Below are 17,549 nucleotides of genomic sequence, written 5' to 3'. Positions count from 1 at the left end.
CGGGGTGCTGACAGTCCGGGGGACGCGCGCCGCCGGACCGCCGGCCCGGCGGACCCCCAGACCAGGGGGGCCGGGCAGATCGAGGGCCTCGGCACCTGGCGTCCCGGGCGCGTGCGGGACACCATTCGTGCCGGTGGCGACGCCGGTCGTGCCGCCGGCCTGCCGGGGGAGGGGGCGCGATGCTCGCGCGCACGTGGTCGCGCCGCACCGCCGCGGCCCGGGGCCGGACCGCGGGAGCCGTCCTCGCGGCGTGCGCGGTCGTCCTGCTGCCCGCCGGCCCGGTGGCGGCCGCGCCCAGCGACCAGCCGGGCGGCACCTCGGGCGTGCTGGACAGCGGCGACCTGGACCACCTGCAGCGGCGTGCGGCCGAGGTCCAGCAGAGCCTCCGGGCACGGCAGGCCGAGGTCGTCGCCGCCCGTGCGGCGCTCGCCGACGCCCAGGCGGAGGTCGAAGCGGCCAGAGCGGTGCTCGCCGACGCGCAGGGCGTGCTGGACGGCTACCAGGGCGAGGTCGCCGGCTACGCCTCGGCCGTCTACCGCGACGGCGGTGCGGTGACCCCGCTGATCCTCCTGCTCCGCTCGGGCGACCCCGCCGAGGTGCTCTCCGCGCTGGGGTTCCTCGACGCCGTCGACGCGCACGCCGCCGAGGTGGTCGCGATCGCGGAGGGGCACCGGCGCGAGGCGCTGGACCACCAGCAGCGGGCCCGGTCCGCGCTCGAGCAGGCGCAGGCGCGGGCCGACGAGGTCACCGCCCGGGTCGCCGAGCTCCAGGCCGCCGCCGACGCGGTCACGGCGGAGCTGGAGGAGGCGCTGCAGGTCGTCGACGGCCAGCTGTCCCGGCTGCAGCGCGAGCAGGTGGACGTCAACGAGCAGACGGCGGCCAGCTGGCGCGCCTACGTCGACCAGTTGCGCGCCGCGGGCGTCGACACCGTGCCGGCCGCCGCGCTGGGTGACCCCGCGCGCGGGCTGCCGGACCGGCTGGTGCCCGTGGGCGCCACCGGAGGCGGCGCCCAGCGCGGGGTGGCCCAGCTGCCCGGGCAGCCGACCTCCCTGCTGGTGCTGCCCGCCGAGACGCTGACGGCGGTCAGCGCCGCGATGGAGGCGCTGGGCCGGCCGTACGCGCCGGGGACCGCGGGACCCGACTCCTGGGACTGCGGCACGCTGGTGCAGTCCGCGTTCCGACGGGCCGGCGTCCCGTTGCCGGCCACGCAGGGGGAGCTGTTCGCGACCGCCACCCCGGTGGCCGCCGCCGACGTCCTCCCCGGCGACCTCGTCTTCCTCGGCTCCGGCGAGGCCGGGCTCGGGCACGTGGGGATCGCCCTGGATCAGCGGACGATGGTCGCCGCCGACGCCCGGGCCGGCGTCGTGGTGGTGCGCACGCTGCCGGCCGACCAGGTGCTGGCCGTCGGCCGGGCGGCGCTGGGTCGGCAGCCCGCCGTCCCCGTCCCCGGCCCGGCCGCCGGAGCGCTGCGCACCGAGTGCGGCAACACCGTCCACCCGCCGAGCTTCGGCGGTGCGCGGGCCTGGGGCGGCTACCCGAACGGGCTCATCCCGCCCAGCGCGATGTGCCCGCTGGGCGTCGCCGGGCACGTGCTGCGCTGCGACGCGGCCGCGGCCTACCGCGCCCTGTCGTCGGCCTACGCGGCCGACTTCGACGCACCGCTGTGCATCACCGACTCCTACCGGACCTACGCCGGCCAGGTCCGGCTCTACGGCCAGAAGCCGGCGCTGGCCGCGGTGCCCGGCACCAGCAACCACGGCTGGGGTCTGGCGGTGGACCTCTGCGGCGGGGTGCAGACGTTCGGCACCCCGCAGTACGCCTGGATGGTCGCCAACGCCGGCCGGTTCGGCTTCCTGCACCCCACCTGGGCCGATCCGGGGAACGGGCGCGAGGAGCCCTGGCACTGGGAGTACGCCGGCACCTGAGGCGCCCCCGGGCGCCGGACGGCGGCGCGGCGGAAATGTCGGTGCCCCCTCCTACCGTGCGGAACGACTCACGGAGGAGAAGAAGCGATGCTCATCGACTGCGACACCTGCACCGTCCGGGGGACCGGCTGCGCCGACTGCGTGGTGACCGTGCTGCTCGGCGCCCCGCCGGGATGGCAGGGAACCGATCCGGTGGTGGTCCCGATGACCGGCCGTGCCCGCGGCGGGTCGGCCGCGACCGCGGAGGACGTCGTGGTGCCGCCGCCGGGTGTGGTGGTGGAGTTCGACGACGTGGAACGCCGGGCCGTCCGCGCGCTGGCCGACGGCGGCCTGGTGCCACCCCTGCGGCACCCCGACGGCTCCGACGGCGCCGGTGGCGAGGGCTCTCCGGGGCGGCGCACGGGCTGATCGCCGGCGTGCCCGTCGCGGTGGCCGCGCGTACACCCGTCCGGGTGAATGCCCAGCTGAGCGCGCCGTGCCGGCGGGAACACCCGCCCCGCGCGTTACTCCCGTCCCCGTTGTCACCGGGGCATCACGATCGTTATGGTCGTCGCCGTCCGGCCGGGTGGTCGTCATCCGTCGATGGATGGCCCCGACCGGACACCGCCTAATCACCGCGCGGCGCGCAGCACCGGCGCCCGGGGTGTACCGGGGACCCACCGCAGTTCTGGGGTGAGTTCTCCCGCGGCCGGCTCGCCGGCCCGCGGGGGATAGGGCCAGTCTTCCCAGCCCGAACCCGTCAGCTAACCCGGTCGGCGGTTGCAGAGGAAGAAACGGAGTGCCGCCGCACGTGGCGACCCCTCACGCACTACCCACGCACGCCCCTGAGCAGTTCACCACCGTCGGCCGGCGCACCTCTCCGAGCGCCCGCCGCTCCGGGCCACTCGGTTCCGGCCTCCTGGTCAGCGCAGCCGCTGCCCTGACCGTCACCCTCCTTCCCGCCACCGCGAGCGCGGTCCCCGGCACGGCCGACGAGGTCGCCGCCCAGGTGGCCGAGGCCAGCCACGAGCTCGAGGTCGTCTCCGAGCAGCTGAACGAGGCGCGCGTCGTCCTGGACGGCCACCGGGACGACGCCCGGGCCGCGACCGAGGCGGCCGAGGCGGCCCAGGCCCGGCTCGACTCCCTCGACGGGCAGGTCCGCCTGCTCGCCCGCAGCGCGTTCACCGGCAGCGGCATGTCGCAGCTGGACGTCCTGCTGTCCAGCGACTCGGCGGACCAGCTGGTGTCCCAGCTCGGCACGCTCGACGTGATCGCCGGGCACACCGACGAGGTGCTCTCCGGGGTGTCGCTGGCCTCCGCGGACGCCGAGCAGTCCAGGGACGACGCCGCAGCGGCCGCCGCCGAGGCGCAGCGCGTCGTGGACGAGATCGCCGCGAAGCAGGAGGACCTCGAGACGAGGATCGCCGAGTACCAGCAGCGGTACGACGAGCTCACGGCCGGACAGCAGGCCGAGGTGGCCCGGGCCCACGGTGGCGACAGCCTGCCCGCGCCGGCGCCCAGCGGGGTCGTCGCGCCCAGCTCGGCCGCGCAGGCGGCCGTGAACACCGCCCTGGCGCAGGTCGGCGACCCCTACATCTGGGGCGCCGGTGGGCCCAACGCCTTCGACTGCTCGGGTCTCACGTCCTACGCCTACGCCGCCGCGGGCGTGACCCTGCCGCACTCGAGCGCGTCGCAGTCCCGGATGGGCAAGGCCGTGTCCCGCGGCGACCTGCAGCCCGGTGACCTGGTGTTCTTCTACAGCCCGGTCAGCCACGTGGGCATGTACATCGGCAACGGTCAGATGGTGCACGCCTCCACGTCCGGCCAGCCGGTGAAGGTGGCGAGCCTGGACTCGATGGGCAGCTACAACGGCGCCCGGCGGATTGCCGGCTGACAGCCGCGAGCGCCAGCGAGCGCCGGCGAGCGAGGAGCGGACCGCGGCGCGGAAGCCGGCCGGCGAGATCGCCGGCCGACAGGGCCTGTGCCCCCCGGGGCCGGTGACCTCCGCGGAGGTCACCGGCCCTCGTCGTTCCCCGGGCCGGTGCCACCGGAGCGCGCACCTAGGATCGGCCGGGTGGACGGGGGAAGGCGGCCGGGCGCTCGCGTCGCGCTGGGAACGGCGGTCGTGCTCGGCATCGTCCTCGTCGTCGTCATCGCCGTCCGCACGCCGTGGGACCTGCTCGCCGAACCGCCCGGCGGGTACACCGATCCCGACCCCAGCGCAGGGCTGGCGGCCGCCCAGCTGGACCGCGCGGAGGCCTTCGCGGCCGCGCTGCGCCCGGCCTCGCTGCTCTCCATGGCGCTCGGCCTCGCCGCCTCGGCGGTCCTCGGCCTCACCCGGCTCGGCGGGCAGCTCGTGCACGCCGTGGCCGCCCCGCTCGGTGGCCGGTGGTTCGTCCAGGTGCTGCTCGGGGTGCCGGCCCTCGTGCTGGTCGGCCGCCTGGTGACGCTCCCGGTGTCGGCCTACGCCGAGACGGTCCGGCGCGGGTTCGGCCTGTCCACCCGCGGCTGGGGGCTCTGGCTCCGCGACGTCGCCGTCTCGGTGGCCATCAGCGCGGTCCTGACGGCCCTGGTCGTCCTGGTCGTCCTGTGGCTGGTCCGCCGGGCCCCGCGCACCTGGTGGGCCTGGGCCGGGGGAGCGGCGGCCGCCCTCGTCGTCGTGGGCTCGTTCCTCTACCCGGTGGTCATCGAGCCGGCCTTCAACTCCTTCGAGCCGCTGCCGGCCGGTGAGCTGCGCACCGACCTGCTCGCACTGGCCGAGGCGAACGGGACCCCGGTGCAGGACGTCCTGGTGTCCGACGCCTCGCGCCGGACCACGGCGCTGAACGCCTACGTCTCCGGCTTCGGCTCCACCCGCCGGATCGTCCTCTACGACACGGTGCTCGCCGAGCTGCCGGACGAGGGGATCGAGTCGATCGTCGCCCACGAGCTCGGCCACGTGGCCACCGACGACGTCCTCACCGGCACCCTCATGGGCGCGCTCGGCGCCGGGGCGGCCACCGCGCTGGCCGGGTGGCTGCTCGGCTCGACGCGACTCCTGCGCCGCGCGGGGGCCGAGTCCCCGGGCGACCCGCGCGTCGTGCCGCTGCTGCTGTTCCTGGTGGCCGTCGGCGGGCTGATCGCGACCCCGGTGCAGAACCTGGTGTCCCGGCAGATCGAGGAGCGGGCGGACCTCCGGGCCCTGGAGCTCACCCGCGATCCGGAGGCCTTCATCGCCATGCAGCAGCAGCTGGCGAGGGCGAACCTCAGCGACCCCGATCCGCCGGCCGCCTGGCACTGGTTCTTCGGCAGCCACCCGACCACGGCCGAGCGCATCGCCATGGCCCAGGACTGGCGCCTCCTCGAGGGCACGCGGTGACCCGCACCCTGGTCGTCACCAACGACTTCCCTCCGCGGCAGGGCGGCATCCAGACGTTCGTCGCCGCGCTGCTGGACCGCCGTCCGCCGGATTCGCTGGTCGTGCTGGCGTCGGACTCGCCCGGCTCGGCCGCGCACGACGCGGCGCTGCCGTACCCCGTGGTCCGCCGTCCGACGGGGATGCTGCTGCCCACCCGGGCCACGGCCCGGGCCGCCGTCGAGCTCGTCGACCGGTTCGGCTGCGACACCGCGTTCTTCGGCGCGGCAGCGCCGCTGGGCCTGCTGGCCCCCACCCTGCGCGCGGCCGGGGTGCGGCACCTCGTCGGCGCCACGCACGGGCACGAGACCGGCTGGGTGGCCCTGCCGGGCAGCCGCCAGGTGATGCAGCGGATCGCCGCGGGCCTGGACGTGGTGACCTACATCAGCGAGTACACCCGGGACCGCCTCGAGCCGGCGCTCGGCAGCCGGGCCCGGCTGGCGCAGCTGTCCCCGGGCGTCGACGTCGACCGGTTCACCCCGCAGGCCGACGGCACGGCGGTGCGCGCGCGGTACGGCCTGGGCGCGGCGCCGGTCGTGGTCTGCGTCTCCCGGCTGGTCGCCCGCAAGGGTCAGGACGTGCTCGTCGCCGGCTGGCCGCAGGTGCTCGCCCGGCACCCGGGCGCCCGGCTGCTGCTGGTCGGTGGCGGCCCGGCCGAGGCGTCCCTCCGCCGGGCCGTGGCCGGGGCGGGACTGCAGGACTCCGTGGTCCTCACCGGCCCGGTGGGCCACGAGGAGCTGCCCGCGCACTACGCCGCGGGCGACGTCTTCGCGATGCCCTGCCGCACCCGCCGCGGCGGGCTGGACGTCGAGGGGCTCGGCATGGTCTTCCTGGAGGCGGCCGCCTGTGCCCGGCCGGTCGTCGCGGGAACCTCCGGCGGAGCGCCGGAGACGGTGCGGGAGGGCGTCACCGGCCACGTCGTGGACCCGCGCTCACCGGCCGCCGTGGCGGCCGCCCTGACCGGCCTGCTGGACGACCCGGTCCGGGCGCGCGCCATGGGGACCGCCGGCCGGGCCTGGGTCGAGCAGCGGTGGTCCTGGTCGACCATCGCGGCGGACTTCGCGCGGCTGCTGGAGCCCTGACCGCAGCGAGCCCCGCCCCGCGGCTGCGGGACGGGGCTCGGCGGGTGGCCTGCTGCTCAGCGGGAGTAGAGCGCGTCGACGTCGGAGCTGAACTCCTTCATGACGACGTTCCGCTTGAGCTTGAGGCTGGGCGTCAGCATCCCGTTGTCCTCGGTGAAGTCGGCGCCCAGCACGGTGAACTTCTTGATCGCCTCGGCCTGGGAGACGGCCTTGTTGGCGTCCGCGACCGCGGCGTCCAGCTCGGCCCGCAGGTCGGCGTCCTCGCGTGCCTGCTCGACCGTGAGGTCGGCCGGCTTGCCCTTGGACTCCAGCCACTGCGGCAGCGCTTCCTCGTCCAGGGTGATCAGCGCGGCGATGAACGGCCGCTGGTCACCGACGACGATGCACTGGCTGACCAGGCGGTGGGCCCGCAGCCGGTCCTCGAGCACCGCGGGCGCGACGTTCTTGCCGCCCGCGGTCACCAGGATCTCCTTCTTGCGGCCGGTGATCTTGATGAAGCCGTCGTCGTCGATCTCGCCGATGTCGCCGGTGTGGAACCAGCCCTCGGGGTCGATGGCCTCCCGGGTGGCCTGCTCGTTCTTCCAGTAGCCGCGCATCACGACGCCGCCGCGCAGCAGGATCTCGCCGTCCTCGGCGATGGCGGCGCCGACCCCGGGGAGCGGGCGGCCCACGGTGCCGATCCGGATGGCGTCGTCGTGGTTCACGGCCGCCGCGGCGGTGGTCTCGGTGAGGCCGTAGCCCTCGAAGACGGTGACGCCGATGCCGCGGAAGAAGTGGCCCAGCCGCTCGCCGAGGGGGGCCCCGCCCGAGATGGCTCCCTGGCACCGGCCACCGAGGGCGGCGCGCAGCTTGCCGTACACCAGCCGGTCGAACAGCGCGTGCTGCAGCCTCAGGCCGAGCCCGGGGCCACCGGTGTCCTGCGCCCGAGACCAGTCGATGGCCACCCGCGAGGCCCGGTCGAAGATCTTGCCCTTGCCGGCGGCCTCGGCCTTGGCCTTCGCCTGGTTGAAGACCTTCTCGAACACCCGCGGCACGGCCAGGACGAAGGTCGGCTTGAACTCGCCGAGGTCCTCGACCAGGTTCGACACGTCGGGGGTGTGCCCGATGACCGTGCGGGTCTTGACGGCGCCGACCTGCAGGACGCGGGCGAGGACGTGCGCGAGCGGGATGAACAGCAGCAGGGAGCCCTGGGTGTTCATGAACCGGCCGAGCAGGCTCATCCCGTTGCCGATCTCGAACAGGAAGTTGCCGTGGGTGAGCTCGCAGCCCTTCGGCCGGCCGGTGGTCCCGCTCGTGTAGATCAGCGTGGCCAGGCTGTCGGCGTGCAGCGTCTTCCGGCGGGCCTCGAGCTCGCTGTCCGGCACGTCGGCGCCGGCCTGGGTGAGCGTGCCGATCGCGTCGTCCTCGATGACGTGGACGCTCCTGAGCTCGGGCGCCTGGTCCCGGACGGAGTCGACGACGGTGGCGTGCTCGTCGCGCTCGACGACCACCGCGGTGGCACCGGAGTCCGACAGGATCCACGACACCTGGTCGGCGCTGGAGGTCTCGTAGATGGGGACGACGACCGCGCCGGCGGTCCAGATGGCGAAGTCGAAGACCGTCCACTCGTAGCGGGTCTTGGCCTGGAGCGCCACGCGGTCACCGGCGGCCACGCCGGCCGCGATGAGCCCCTTCGCGACGCCGGCGACCTCGCCGGCGAACTCCGTCCACGTGACGTCCTGCCACTGGCCGCCGCGGCGGCGCCGCAGCCCCACCTCGGCGCCGGCCTCGGCTACGTTGGTGGCCAGCATGTCGGTCAGCGCCTCGTCGGGGCCGACCTCGGTGGTCACAGGAACGCTGAATTGGCGCACGCCTGGTCCTCTCCTCCCCGCCGGCCACGCGGCCCCGTCGCCCGCGGCCCCGGCACGGGGACGTCCCGGTCAATCTAGCGGCTGGGGCTACCGGGCAGTAGCCGAGTGCTGCGCCGGGCGGGGCCGGTCCACCCGGGAGCAGCTAGCCTGCTGGCCATGGCCGACCAGTCCACCCAGTCGATCGTCGTCGAGGCGCCTGCGGCCGAGGTCATGGCGGTGATCGCCGACTTCCCCTCCTACCCGCAGTGGGTGGCCGCCGCCAAGAAGGTCGAGGTGCTCGAGACCGGGGACGACGGGCGGGCCCGTCGCGTCCACTTCGTGCTCGACGCCGGCGCGGTCAAGGACGACTACGTCCTCGAGTACTCCTGGGACGGCGACCGCCGCGTCTCCTGGCACCTGGTCACCGGGCAGATGCAGAAGCGGCAGGAGGGCTCCTACACCCTCCTCGAGAGCGCCGGCCGCACCGAGGTCACCTACTCGATCACCATCGACCTCTCCATCCCGATGCTCGGCATGATCAAGCGGAAGGCGGAGAAGGTCATCCTGGACACCGCGCTCAAGGAGCTCAAGAAGCGCGTCGAGGGCTGACCCGGCGTGCGCACCCTGCTGGTCACCGGCCCGGGTGGGGCGGGGACCTCCACCGTCGCCGCTGCTGCCGCCGTCCGCGCCGCCCGGGACGGCCGCGAGGTGCTGCTGCTGTCGCGGCAGCCCGCGCCGGTGCCCGGGCTCGACGCGGTGCCCGGCCTCCGCGTGCAGCGGGCCGACGGGCGCCGGGCCGCCGAGGGGCTGTGGGCAACCCACGTCGACACGCTCGCCCCGCTGCTGCCGCACCTCACCCTCCCGCCGGCCAGCTCGGTGGTGCCGCCCCCGGGGGCCGACGAGCTCGCCGTGCTCGCGGCGCTGGCGAACGCCGACGCAGACCTGGTCGTCGTGGACGCCGGCCCGCTGCGCGACGGGCTCTCGCTGGCCGCCCTGCCCGGGACGCTGCGGTGGTGGCTGGACCAGGCGCTGCCGCCGTCGGCGCGGGCGCTGGCCGCCGTCCGAACGGCCGCGGTGTCCACCGGCGCGGCGCGGCGCGGCCCGCTCGACCCCGTGCTGGCCGCCGTCCCCGCGGTCGAGCGGCTGCTGACGCGCGACCGGCTGGCCGATCCGACGGCGACGGCGGTCTGGCTGACCGCCGGTGCGCGCGGTGCCGCCGTCCCGGTGGTGCGTGCCGCGGCGACCGTCCTCGGCCTGCACGGGCTGCGGGCCGCCGGCGTGCTGACCCGGGTGCTCCCGGCCGGGGTCCCGGGGGAGTGGTGGGGCGGCCGCGCCGCCGAGCAGGACGCGGCGCTCCGCGGGCTGGCGGACGTGGCACCCGTGCACGACGTCGCGGAGCTGCCGGGCGCGCCGGCGGACGTCGACGCCGTCGCCGCGCTGCTGGACGGGCTGGAGCTCCCCGGCTCCGGCGGCCCGGCCACCCCCGTCCCGCAGCGCCAGGACGGCGGCGGCTGGGGGCTCACCGTGCCGCTGCCCTTCGCCGAGCGGGCGGCCGTGGGCCTGACCCGGTGGGGCGACGACCTCGTGGTGGCCGTGGGGGAGGATCGTCGTTCGCTACGCCTGGACTCGTTGCTGCGCCGGTGCGAGGTGACCGGGGGACGGCTGGCCGCCCCCGGCACCGCCGACGCGCGGCTCGAGGTCAGCTTCCGCGCGGATCCGCAGCAGTGGCCGGCCGATCTCCTGGCGGCCGAGGGGAGGACCTCATGACCACCGGTGCCGACTGGCTCGACCAGGCCCGTCGCCTGGTCGACGCCGTGCGCGCTCCCGCCGAGCCCGCTCCCGGTGCGACCGCGGGCGAGCACGGCGGCGACTGCCGCTGGTGCCCGGTCTGCCAGGTGGCGGCCGTGGTCCGGGGCGAGCGGCCCGAGGTGAACGCGGCGCTGGCCGACGTCCTCACCGCCACCGCCGCCGCGCTGCGCACCTTCGCGGAGGCCCCGCGCGAGGACGATCCGGAGGCATCCGGTGCCCCCCCGGCGGAGGACCCGCCGGCCGGCGAGCAGCCGACCGTGCAGCGGATCGACATCGCGTGACCACGCCCGACGTGGCGGACCGCCCCGCGCTGGGCATCGACATCGGCGGCACCAAGGTCGCCGGCGGCCTCGTCGCACCCGACGGCACCATCCTGGCGACCGCCCGCCGGGCCACCCCCGGCGCCTCGGTGACCGACACCGAGGACGCGATCGCCTCGGTGGTCGACGAGCTGGCCGACGGCGTGGGAAGCGAGCTGGTCGGGGTCGGCGTCGGCGCCGCCGGCTGGTTCGACCGCACCGGCGACACCGTGCTGTTCAGCCCCCACCTGGCCTGGCGCAACTCGACGCTGCGCAAGGACCTCGGCGCCCGGCTGCAGCGCCCCCTCTGGGTCGGCAACGACGCCGACGCCGCGGCCTGGGCCGAGTACCGCTACGGCGCGGCCCGGGGCGCCGACCTCGCCTTGATGATCACGCTGGGCACCGGGATCGGCGGCGGCATCGTGCTGGACGGCCGGCTGCGCCGCGGCTCGCACGGCGTCGCGGGGGAGTGGGGGCACATGCGCGTCGTGCCCGACGGGCGGCTGTGCGCCTGCGGCAACCGCGGGTGCTGGGAGCAGTACGCCAGCGGCACGGCCCTCGGGCAGACCGCGCGCGAGGTCGCCCGCACCTCACCGGCCGCCGCGGCGCTGCTGCTGGAACGGGTCGACTGCGAGCCCGACCGGCTGACCGGTGAGCACGTCGCCCGGGCCGCCTACGACGGTGATCCGCTGGCCCTGGAACTGGTGACCGAGGTCGGGTACTGGCTCGGCCAGGGCATCGCCGACCTCGCCGCCGTGCTCGACCCCGAGGTGGTGGTGATCGGCGGCGGCGTCAGCGTGCTCGGCGAGATGGTGCTCCGGCCGGCGCGCGAGCGGCTGGAGCGGGCGTTGCCCGGCCGCGGGTTCCGGCCGGGGCCGCGCATCGTGGCCGCCGACCTGGGTGCCCAGGCCGGCATCGTCGGCGCCGCCGACCTGGTCCGCCGGGCCGTCGCCGAGGGCGAGGCGTAGGCCTACACCACCGCGCCGTCGTCGCCGTCGTCGGCCGACCGGTCACGCATCCGGGAGACGAGCAGCGCGACACCGCCGGCGATCACCGCCACGCCCACGACCAGGCCGGCGTCGGCCGAGAGGCCGATCACCGAAGGCGCGCCGACGAGCAGGAGGCCCGCCGCGACCAGGAGCACGGCGTAGAGCACCGCCGGCGCCGGGACGGGCAGGGGTGGCGGCGGTGGCGGCTCGTAGTGCTCCTCCGGCCGGTCGAGAAGCGGCACCTCGTGCGGCGGCGGCGGAGGCGCGGGGGACGGCTCCGCGTCGACGGCGGTCCGGCCGTGCTCGGCCTCGAAGGCGGCCACGATGCGGCGCCACTCGGCGTCCTCGTCGACGTCGCGGCCGACCGGCCGGTGCGGGACCCGCGGCTCGACCGGGTGCTCGTCGGCGTGCTGCTCCACCAGCCCCCGTGCCTCCGCCTGGCGGGTGCGGTCGACGAACAGCCGGTCCGACGGCGGGCTCGGCAGGAACACCGACCGGGTGTAGGGGGCGACGTCGGCGGCCGGCTCGAGGTAGGCGGCGATGCCGGCCGCCTGGAGGAGGTCGAGCAGGTGCTCGCCCACGCGGGGGTCGACGTCGCGGACCGGGCTCCACAGCGCGGCGTCGAGGCCGTTGTCGCGGCGGCCCCGTCCCCGCCGGTCGGTCATCGGCGCTCCGCCGGGGACGCGCCGGCCTCGTCGGCGGGCACGCGGGCACGGATCCACTCCGCGGACCGGCGGAAGATCAGCGGGGCGTCGTTGTCCAGCGTCGCCACGTGGTAGCTGTCCTCCAGCACGACCTCGGTGGTGTCCGTGCTCCCGACGCCCGCGAGCAGGATCGTGCTGTTGACCGGCTCGACGACGTGGTCCTCGGTGCTGTGGAACACGATGACCGGGGCGGTGACCCGGCCCAGGCCGGCGCGGGTGGCGGCCCACAGGCCGCGCAGCTGCAGCATCGCCCGCGTGGGCAGCCGGGGATAGGCCAGCTCGACCACCCCGGGCTTCTTGATGTCGCTGGCGATCGGCATCCAGCCGGGGGTGAGCCGCGCCAGCAGGGGCAGCAGCTTGGCGTCCAGCCGCTGGGTCAGCAGCGCCGGGTTCACCAGCAGCAGGCCGGCGACGTCGTCGGGGCGGACCTCGGCCAGCCGGGTGGCCAGCGTGCCGCCCATCGACAGCCCGGCGACGAACACCCGGTCGCAGCCGGCGGCCAGCTCGTCGAAGGCGTTCTCCACGGTCGCCGTCCACTGGTCGTGGGTGCTGCTGTTGCAGTCCTGCCAGCGGGTCCCGTGGCCGGGGAGCAGCGGGCACCGGACCGCGAAGCCCTCGGCGGCCAGGTGCTCGCCCCAGGGCCGCATGCTCATCGGCGTCCCGGTGAACCCGTGGACCAGCAGCACGCCGGTGCGGCCCTCGGGCCCGTCGCCCCCGGGGAAGTCGAACGGCTCGGCGCCGGGCATGACCTCGGGTACGGGGGTCGGTCCGGGCACGGTGCTCCTCCTCGGCGTCCGGCGTCGACGCCGGTGTCAGCTACCTCACGGTGGTGCTCCGATTGTGATTCGGGCCCCAGGCTCCCTAGTCTGGCAGTCCCCGAGGGAGGCGTGTTGTTCTACTGGTTCCTCAAGTACGTCGCCATCGGCCCGGCGATGACCGTCGTCTTCCGCCCGAAGGCCGAGGGCACAGAGCACGTGCCCTCGTCGGGCGCCGCGATCCTGGCGAGCAACCACCTGTCCGCCGCCGACTGGGTCTTCCTGCCCATGCAGCTGAAGCGGCGGGTCACCTTCCTGGCCAAGGCCGAGTACTTCACCGGTACGGGCCTGAAGGGCTTCCTCCGGCGCGCCTTCTTCACCGGCGCCGGGCAGGTGCCGATCGACCGGTCGAGCGCCACGGCCGCCGAGGGCGCGATCCAGACCGGCATCGGCATCCTGCGCTCCGGGAAGCTGCTGGGCATCTACCCCGAGGGCACCCGCTCGCCCGACGGCCGCCTCTACCGCGGCAAGATCGGCGTGGCCCGGATGGCGCTGGAGACGGGTGTCCCGGTCGTCCCGCTCGCCATGGTCTACACCACGCGCACGCTCCCGTTCGGCAAGCAGATCCGGCGGGTGCACGTGCGCTTCGGGGAGCCGCTGGACTTCAGCCGCTACGAGGGCCTGGCCGGCGACCGCTTCGTCGAGCGCTCGATCACCGACGAGATCATGTACGAGATCATGACGCTGTCGGGCCAGGAGTACGTCGACGTCTACGGCGCCACGGTGAAGAAGTCGATGGACGCCACCGGGGCCAGCGCGAACGAGGTCATCGCCACGCTGCAGCCCCCGGCGACCGAGGCCGCCGACCGCGCCCCGACGTCCCTGGCCGGGTAGCCGGCGGGCGGGTCACCAGCCGACCGCCGGCCCCGACCGGGTTCCGCAGGCCCGTCGAGCACCGCGTGCGCGGGTGACGCCGGTCAGCGGGTCCAGGAGCCGGCGCGGCCGACGGCGTCCTTCCAGCGGTCGTGCCGGCCGTCGTCGCGGCGTCCGGCCACCGGGTCGAACCGCCGGTCGAGGGCCCAGGTGGCGCGCAGCTCGTCGGTGCTGCCCCACACCCCGGTGCCGAGACCGGCGAGGAAGGCCGCGCCCAACGCCGTCGTCTCGGTGACCTGCGGACGGCGCACCGGCACGCCGAGCTGGTCGGCCTGCAGCTGCAGGAGCAGGTCGTTGGCGCTCGCGCCACCGTCCGCCGACAGCTCCGGCACCTCCAGCCCGGCCTCGTCCACCATCACGTCGACGACGTCGCGCACCTCGAAGGCGATCGCCTCGAGCGTCGCCCGGGCGAGGTGCGCGCGGGTGGTGCCGCGGGTCAGCCCGAGGATCGCGCCGCGGGCGTGCGGGTCCCAGTGCGGGGCACCCATGCCGGTGAGCGCCGGCACGAAGACGACGTCGCCGGAGTCGGGCACCGTGCGGGCCAGCCCCTCGATCTCGTTCGCGGAGTCGATCAGGCCCAGCCCGTCGCGCAGCCACTGGACGGCAGCGCCGGTCACGAAGATCGCGCCCTCGAGCGCGTAGACCAGCCCGTCGCCGAGGTCCCACGCGACCGTGGTGAGCAGGCCGGCGCCGGAGCGCACGATGTCGGACCCGGTGTTGGTGAGCACGAACGAGCCGGTGCCGTAGGTGCACTTGCTCATGCCGGGGGAGTAGCAGGCCTGCCCGAACAGCGCCGCCTGCTGGTCGCCGGCGATGCCGGCGACGGGCAGGGACAGCCCCAGGAACGCGTCGGGGTCGGTGGTGCCGACGACGCCGGAGCTCGGCACCACCTCGGGCAGCGCGGACCGGGGGACGTCGAACAGGTCGCACAGCTCCTCGGACCAGGCGCCCTTCTCCAGGTCGAAGAGCAGCGTGCGGCTGGCGTTGGTCGCATCCGTGACGTGCGCGGCACCGCCGGTGAGCCGGGCGATCACGTACGAGTCGACGGTGCCCAGCACCAGCGAGCCGTCGCGGACGCCGGACCACACCCGCGGCTCGTGCTCGGCCAGCCAGGCGAACTTGGTCCCGGTGAAGTACGGGTCCAGCCGGAGCCCGGTCATCCGGGCGACCCGCTCCTCGACGCCCTCGTCCCGCAGCCGGTCGCAGATCTGCGTGGTGCGGCGGTCCTGCCAGACGATGGCCGGCCGGGGGGAGCGCAGCGTGCGCCGGTCCCAGACGACGGCGGTCTCCCGCTGGTCGGTGAGCCCGATGCAGGTGGGGTGCGCGTCGGTGCCGGCCAGCGCCTCCCGGCAGGCGGCCACCGTGGCCGTCCAGATGTCGTCGGGCTCGTGCTCCACCCAGCCCGGACGCGGGAACAGCTGCGCGAACTCGCGGTAGCCGCGGGACAGCACGTCGCCCTGCTCGCCCACGACCAGCGCGGTCACCCCGGTGGTCCCTGCATCGATGGCCAGTACCGGCATGGCCCCGAACCTAGCGGGGGTCGACGTCAGCCGCGTGGGCATCACGGCGAGCGAGGAGCGGGCCAAGGCGCGGAGCCGGCCTGCCGGCACCCCCTACGGTGGGCCGCGTGCGGCGCTTCTTCTACGACACCGAGTTCATCGAGGACGGCAGCACGATCGACCTGGTGTCGATCGGCGTCGTGGACGAGACCGGACGCGAGTTCTACGCGGTGAGCACCGAGTTCGACCCGGACCGGGCCATCCCGTGGGTCCGCCGCAACGTGCTCGACCAGCTGCCGCCGCCCGCCGACAAGGCCTGGCGCAGCCGGGAGCGGATCCGCGACGACCTGCTCGCCTTCCTCACCGGCCCGGGCGAGGAGATCGAGCTGTGGGCGTGGTTCGCCGCCTACGACCACGTGGCGCTGTGCCAGCTGTGGGGCGCGATGCCGGCGCTGCCCCGGCCGATCCCGCGGCTCACCCGCGAGCTGCGGCAGCGCTGGGACGACCGCGGGCAGCCCACGCTGCCGCCCAAGCCCGCCGGGACGCACGACGCGCTGGTCGACGCCCGCTACAACCTGGCGCGCTGGCGGGCCATCGAGTCGGCCGGCGGGTGAGCCTCCGCGGCGGGGACCTGCCGTCGGAGGTGGTCACCGAGGTCGGCGAGGCCGCGGCACGCGAGCACGGGCTGCCCGCGTCGCTGCTGGACGGCTACCTGGCCACCCTGGTCGAAGTGGCCGTGCACGACCGGCGCCTGACCCGGGACGAGGTGGCGCACTGCCGGGACCTCGGGGCCGAGGCCGCGCAGGGGGGCGTCGCGCTGCCGGCGCTGGTCGACCTCTACATGAGCGCCTCGCGCCGGCTCTGGCCCCGGTTGCCGCAGCTGGTCGGCGACGCACGCGGACGGCCGGTCGGCTCGTCGGGCCTGGTGGCGGTCGGCGAGGCCGTGTGGCAGGGCGCCGACACCGCCCTGGCGGCCCTGGCGGCCGGGCACGAGGAGGCCCAGCGCGAGGTGGTCCGTCGGGAGGAGGCATTCCGCCGCGAGTTCGTCGACGACCTGCTGACCGGCCGTTCCGACGTCGGCTACCTGGTGGAGCGGGCCGGACGCCTGGGCATGTCGCTGACCGGCAGCCACACCGTGACCGTGGCGGCCACCGACCGGCCGACCGACTCGGGGATGCACCTGACGAAGTGGCTGGAGGACGAGGCGCGGCTGCGGTCCGGGAACCGGGCGGTGCTCGTCGTGGCGAAGGACGGCCGCCTGGTGACCGTCCTCTCCTCTGGTCCGGCGCAGGCCGGCCGCGAGGCCGACGGCCAGGCGCTGGCGGAGGCCGCCGGGTCGGCCGTCGCCCGGCTCACCCGGCGACCGGGGTGGCGCGTCGGCGTCGGGCGCTCGCACCCCGGCCCCCGGGGCGTGCTGAGGTCCTACGGGGAAGCGGTGGACGCCCTGGAGGTGGCCGAGCGGCTCGACCTGCCCGAGCGGGTCGTCCACGCGCGCGACATGCTCGTCTACCGGGTCCTGCTGCGGGACGAGGAGGCGATCTCCGACCTGGTCGGCACGGTGCTCGGACCGCTCACCGAGGCGCGCGGCGGCCCGGAGGCGCTGGTGAGGACGGTCGAGGCCTACTTCGCCGACGGGCGCAACGCGGCGTCGGCCGCCCGCCGCCTCCACCTCAGCGTCCGGGCGGTGACCTACCGCCTGCAGCGGGTGCGCGAGCTCTCCGGCTACGACCCCGTCGACCCGGCCGACCAGCTCGCCCTCATGGTCGCGGTGACCGGGGCGCGCCTGCTCGACTGGCCCACGACGCCGCTCGGCCGACCTGAGGCGGGGACCGTGAAACTGCCGGGCCACGGCAAGGTTCGCGGCCGGTAGTCGTCCGGGCCGGGACCTGCCGCGCCAGGGGACACCCGCCCTAGCGTCGGCGCATGACACGGAACACCCACCCGGTCCCGCGGTTCCGCGCCCGCTCCGCGACCACACCGGTCCGCCGGCCCGCCGGGGGCCGTCGACGGCGCCGTGCCTTCCCACCGCACGACGGGTGGGTGTCGCGCGGGCAGGCGGCGGAGCTGTCCCTGGAGGTGCGGCGGGAGGGGCGCCGGCCGGTGATCGCGGTCTCCGGTGAGCTGGACCTCCTCGGCATGGAGTTGCTCGAGGCCATGCTGACCCACGTCCGCTCGACCGCCGAGGAGGTCGTCGCGGTGGACCTGTCCGGCGTGTCCTTCGTCAACTCCCACGGTCTGTCCCCGGTGCTGGAGCGGGACGTCGTCCTGGTGGCCGCCTCCCCGGCGGTGTCCCGGCTGCTCCGGCTCATGGGTCGCCCCCTGCCCGCGATGCCGTGAGGTCCCCCGGGACCC

General features: G+C 75.8%; 17 protein-coding genes and 1 riboswitch. Of the genes, 13 read left to right on the top strand and 4 right to left on the bottom strand.

The features are described from left to right. Window positions 1-179: 179 nt before the first annotated feature. The 5 genes from O2W17_RS01080 to O2W17_RS01060 all read left to right on the top strand — a co-directional run bounded on the left by O2W17_RS01080 (window position 180) and on the right by O2W17_RS01060 (window position 6,380). The gene (locus O2W17_RS01080; protein WP_269190544.1) at window positions 180-1,925 is read left to right on the top strand and encodes a D-alanyl-D-alanine carboxypeptidase family protein; all 1,746 of its coding nucleotides are present in this window, start codon (window positions 180-182) and stop codon (window positions 1,923-1,925) included. Between the two features lie 87 nt (window positions 1,926-2,012). Beyond that, window positions 2,013-2,333: a hypothetical protein gene (locus O2W17_RS01075; RefSeq protein ID WP_331254264.1), complete on the top strand. Its 321-nt coding sequence runs from the start codon at window positions 2,013-2,015 to the stop codon at window positions 2,331-2,333. A 186-nt stretch (window positions 2,334-2,519) separates the two neighbouring features. Then, window positions 2,520-2,699, top strand: a riboswitch (cyclic di-AMP (ydaO/yuaA leader). Between the two features lie 16 nt (window positions 2,700-2,715). Further along, a complete protein-coding gene (locus O2W17_RS01070) occupies window positions 2,716-3,798 on the top strand; it encodes a C40 family peptidase (protein ID WP_269190543.1) in 1,083 nt (360 codons plus the stop codon). A gap of 180 nt (window positions 3,799-3,978) precedes the next feature. Continuing rightward, window positions 3,979-5,262: a M48 family metallopeptidase gene (locus tag O2W17_RS01065; RefSeq protein ID WP_269190542.1), complete on the top strand. Its 1,284-nt coding sequence runs from the start codon at window positions 3,979-3,981 to the stop codon at window positions 5,260-5,262. After that, window positions 5,259-6,380 carry a glycosyltransferase family 4 protein gene (locus O2W17_RS01060; protein ID WP_269190541.1) on the top strand — a complete coding sequence of 374 codons (1,122 nt, stop codon included), beginning with the start codon at window positions 5,259-5,261 and terminating at the stop codon, window positions 6,378-6,380. Before O2W17_RS01065 ends, O2W17_RS01060 begins: the two co-directional genes overlap by 4 nt. A gap of 56 nt (window positions 6,381-6,436) precedes the next feature. Here the strand turns inward: O2W17_RS01060 and O2W17_RS01055 are convergent, their stop codons facing one another. Beyond that, complete coding sequence (locus tag O2W17_RS01055; RefSeq protein ID WP_269190540.1) at window positions 6,437-8,209, bottom strand: AMP-dependent synthetase/ligase; 1,773 nt, start codon at window positions 8,207-8,209, stop codon at window positions 6,437-6,439. A gap of 177 nt (window positions 8,210-8,386) precedes the next feature. Between O2W17_RS01055 and O2W17_RS01050 the strand changes: the two genes are divergently transcribed. From O2W17_RS01050 to O2W17_RS01035, 4 genes are read left to right on the top strand one after another with little or no spacing between them, the layout of a single operon-like run. Next, window positions 8,387-8,818: an SRPBCC family protein gene (locus O2W17_RS01050; RefSeq protein WP_269190539.1), complete on the top strand. Its 432-nt coding sequence runs from the start codon at window positions 8,387-8,389 to the stop codon at window positions 8,816-8,818. A 6-nt stretch (window positions 8,819-8,824) separates the two neighbouring features. Further along, a complete protein-coding gene (locus O2W17_RS01045) occupies window positions 8,825-9,976 on the top strand; it encodes an ArsA family ATPase (protein ID WP_269190538.1) in 1,152 nt (383 codons plus the stop codon). Beyond that, complete coding sequence (locus tag O2W17_RS01040) at window positions 9,973-10,299, top strand: hypothetical protein (protein WP_269190537.1); 327 nt, start codon at window positions 9,973-9,975, stop codon at window positions 10,297-10,299. The genes O2W17_RS01045 and O2W17_RS01040 overlap by 4 nt, the downstream gene beginning before the upstream one ends. Continuing rightward, a complete protein-coding gene (locus O2W17_RS01035) occupies window positions 10,296-11,285 on the top strand; it encodes an ROK family glucokinase (protein ID WP_269190536.1) in 990 nt (329 codons plus the stop codon). Before O2W17_RS01040 ends, O2W17_RS01035 begins: the two co-directional genes overlap by 4 nt. 2 nt (window positions 11,286-11,287) lie before the next feature. Here the strand turns inward: O2W17_RS01035 and O2W17_RS01030 are convergent, their stop codons facing one another. Then, window positions 11,288-11,971, bottom strand: a complete 684-nt coding sequence (locus tag O2W17_RS01030; protein WP_269190535.1) for a hypothetical protein — start codon at window positions 11,969-11,971, stop codon at window positions 11,288-11,290. After that, on the bottom strand, window positions 11,968-12,786 hold the full coding sequence (locus tag O2W17_RS01025; protein WP_269190534.1) for an alpha/beta hydrolase: 819 nt from the start codon (window positions 12,784-12,786) through the stop codon (window positions 11,968-11,970). Before O2W17_RS01025 ends, O2W17_RS01030 begins: the two co-directional genes overlap by 4 nt. A gap of 111 nt (window positions 12,787-12,897) precedes the next feature. Here O2W17_RS01025 and O2W17_RS01020 point away from each other — a divergent pair, with 111 nt between their 5' ends. Then, window positions 12,898-13,659 carry a lysophospholipid acyltransferase family protein gene (locus O2W17_RS01020; RefSeq protein ID WP_269190533.1) on the top strand — a complete coding sequence of 254 codons (762 nt, stop codon included), beginning with the start codon at window positions 12,898-12,900 and terminating at the stop codon, window positions 13,657-13,659. 83 nt (window positions 13,660-13,742) lie between these two features. Here O2W17_RS01020 and glpK read toward each other — a convergent pair whose 3' ends face one another. Next, complete coding sequence (gene glpK, locus O2W17_RS01015; RefSeq protein ID WP_269190532.1) at window positions 13,743-15,218, bottom strand: glycerol kinase GlpK; 1,476 nt, start codon at window positions 15,216-15,218, stop codon at window positions 13,743-13,745. Window positions 15,219-15,325: 107 nt separating this feature from the next. On the opposite strand from glpK, the gene O2W17_RS01010 reads away from it, so the two are divergent. The 3 genes from O2W17_RS01010 to O2W17_RS01000 are packed head-to-tail and all read left to right on the top strand — an operon-like array spanning window position 15,326 to window position 17,534. Continuing rightward, window positions 15,326-15,811: a polyadenylate-specific 3'-exoribonuclease AS gene (locus tag O2W17_RS01010; RefSeq protein WP_269190531.1), complete on the top strand. Its 486-nt coding sequence runs from the start codon at window positions 15,326-15,328 to the stop codon at window positions 15,809-15,811. Continuing rightward, entirely contained in the window at window positions 15,808-17,067 is a 1,260-nt protein-coding gene (locus O2W17_RS01005; RefSeq protein ID WP_269190530.1) for a PucR family transcriptional regulator, read from the top strand. Before O2W17_RS01010 ends, O2W17_RS01005 begins: the two co-directional genes overlap by 4 nt. A 53-nt stretch (window positions 17,068-17,120) precedes the next feature. Further along, window positions 17,121-17,534: an STAS domain-containing protein gene (locus tag O2W17_RS01000; protein WP_269190529.1), complete on the top strand. Its 414-nt coding sequence runs from the start codon at window positions 17,121-17,123 to the stop codon at window positions 17,532-17,534. The last annotated feature ends 15 nt before the right edge of the window (window positions 17,535-17,549 follow it).

The sequence above is a fragment of the Blastococcus sp. VKM Ac-2987 genome (assembly GCF_026967805.1).
Classification (GTDB): domain Bacteria; phylum Actinomycetota; class Actinomycetes; order Mycobacteriales; family Geodermatophilaceae; genus Blastococcus.
Note: the sequence above shows the minus strand (reverse complement) of the source record. Positions and strands in the feature narration are given on the sequence as shown.

What these genes read in the sequence shown, in the direction of transcription:
- O2W17_RS01040 (WP_269190537.1), top strand. Translation starts at nt 9,973, where the DNA reads ATGACCACCGGTGCCGACTGGCTCGACCAGGCCCGTCGCCTGGTCGAC.
- O2W17_RS01000 (WP_269190529.1), top strand. Translation starts at nt 17,121, where the DNA reads ATGACACGGAACACCCACCCGGTCCCGCGGTTCCGCGCCCGCTCCGCG.
- O2W17_RS01075 (WP_331254264.1), top strand. Translation starts at nt 2,013, where the DNA reads ATGCTCATCGACTGCGACACCTGCACCGTCCGGGGGACCGGCTGCGCC.
- O2W17_RS01050 (WP_269190539.1), top strand. Translation starts at nt 8,387, where the DNA reads ATGGCCGACCAGTCCACCCAGTCGATCGTCGTCGAGGCGCCTGCGGCC.
- glpK (WP_269190532.1), bottom strand. Translation starts at nt 15,218, where the DNA reads ATGCCGGTACTGGCCATCGATGCAGGGACCACCGGGGTGACCGCGCTG.
- O2W17_RS01030 (WP_269190535.1), bottom strand. Translation starts at nt 11,971, where the DNA reads ATGACCGACCGGCGGGGACGGGGCCGCCGCGACAACGGCCTCGACGCC.
- O2W17_RS01080 (WP_269190544.1), top strand. Translation starts at nt 180, where the DNA reads ATGCTCGCGCGCACGTGGTCGCGCCGCACCGCCGCGGCCCGGGGCCGG.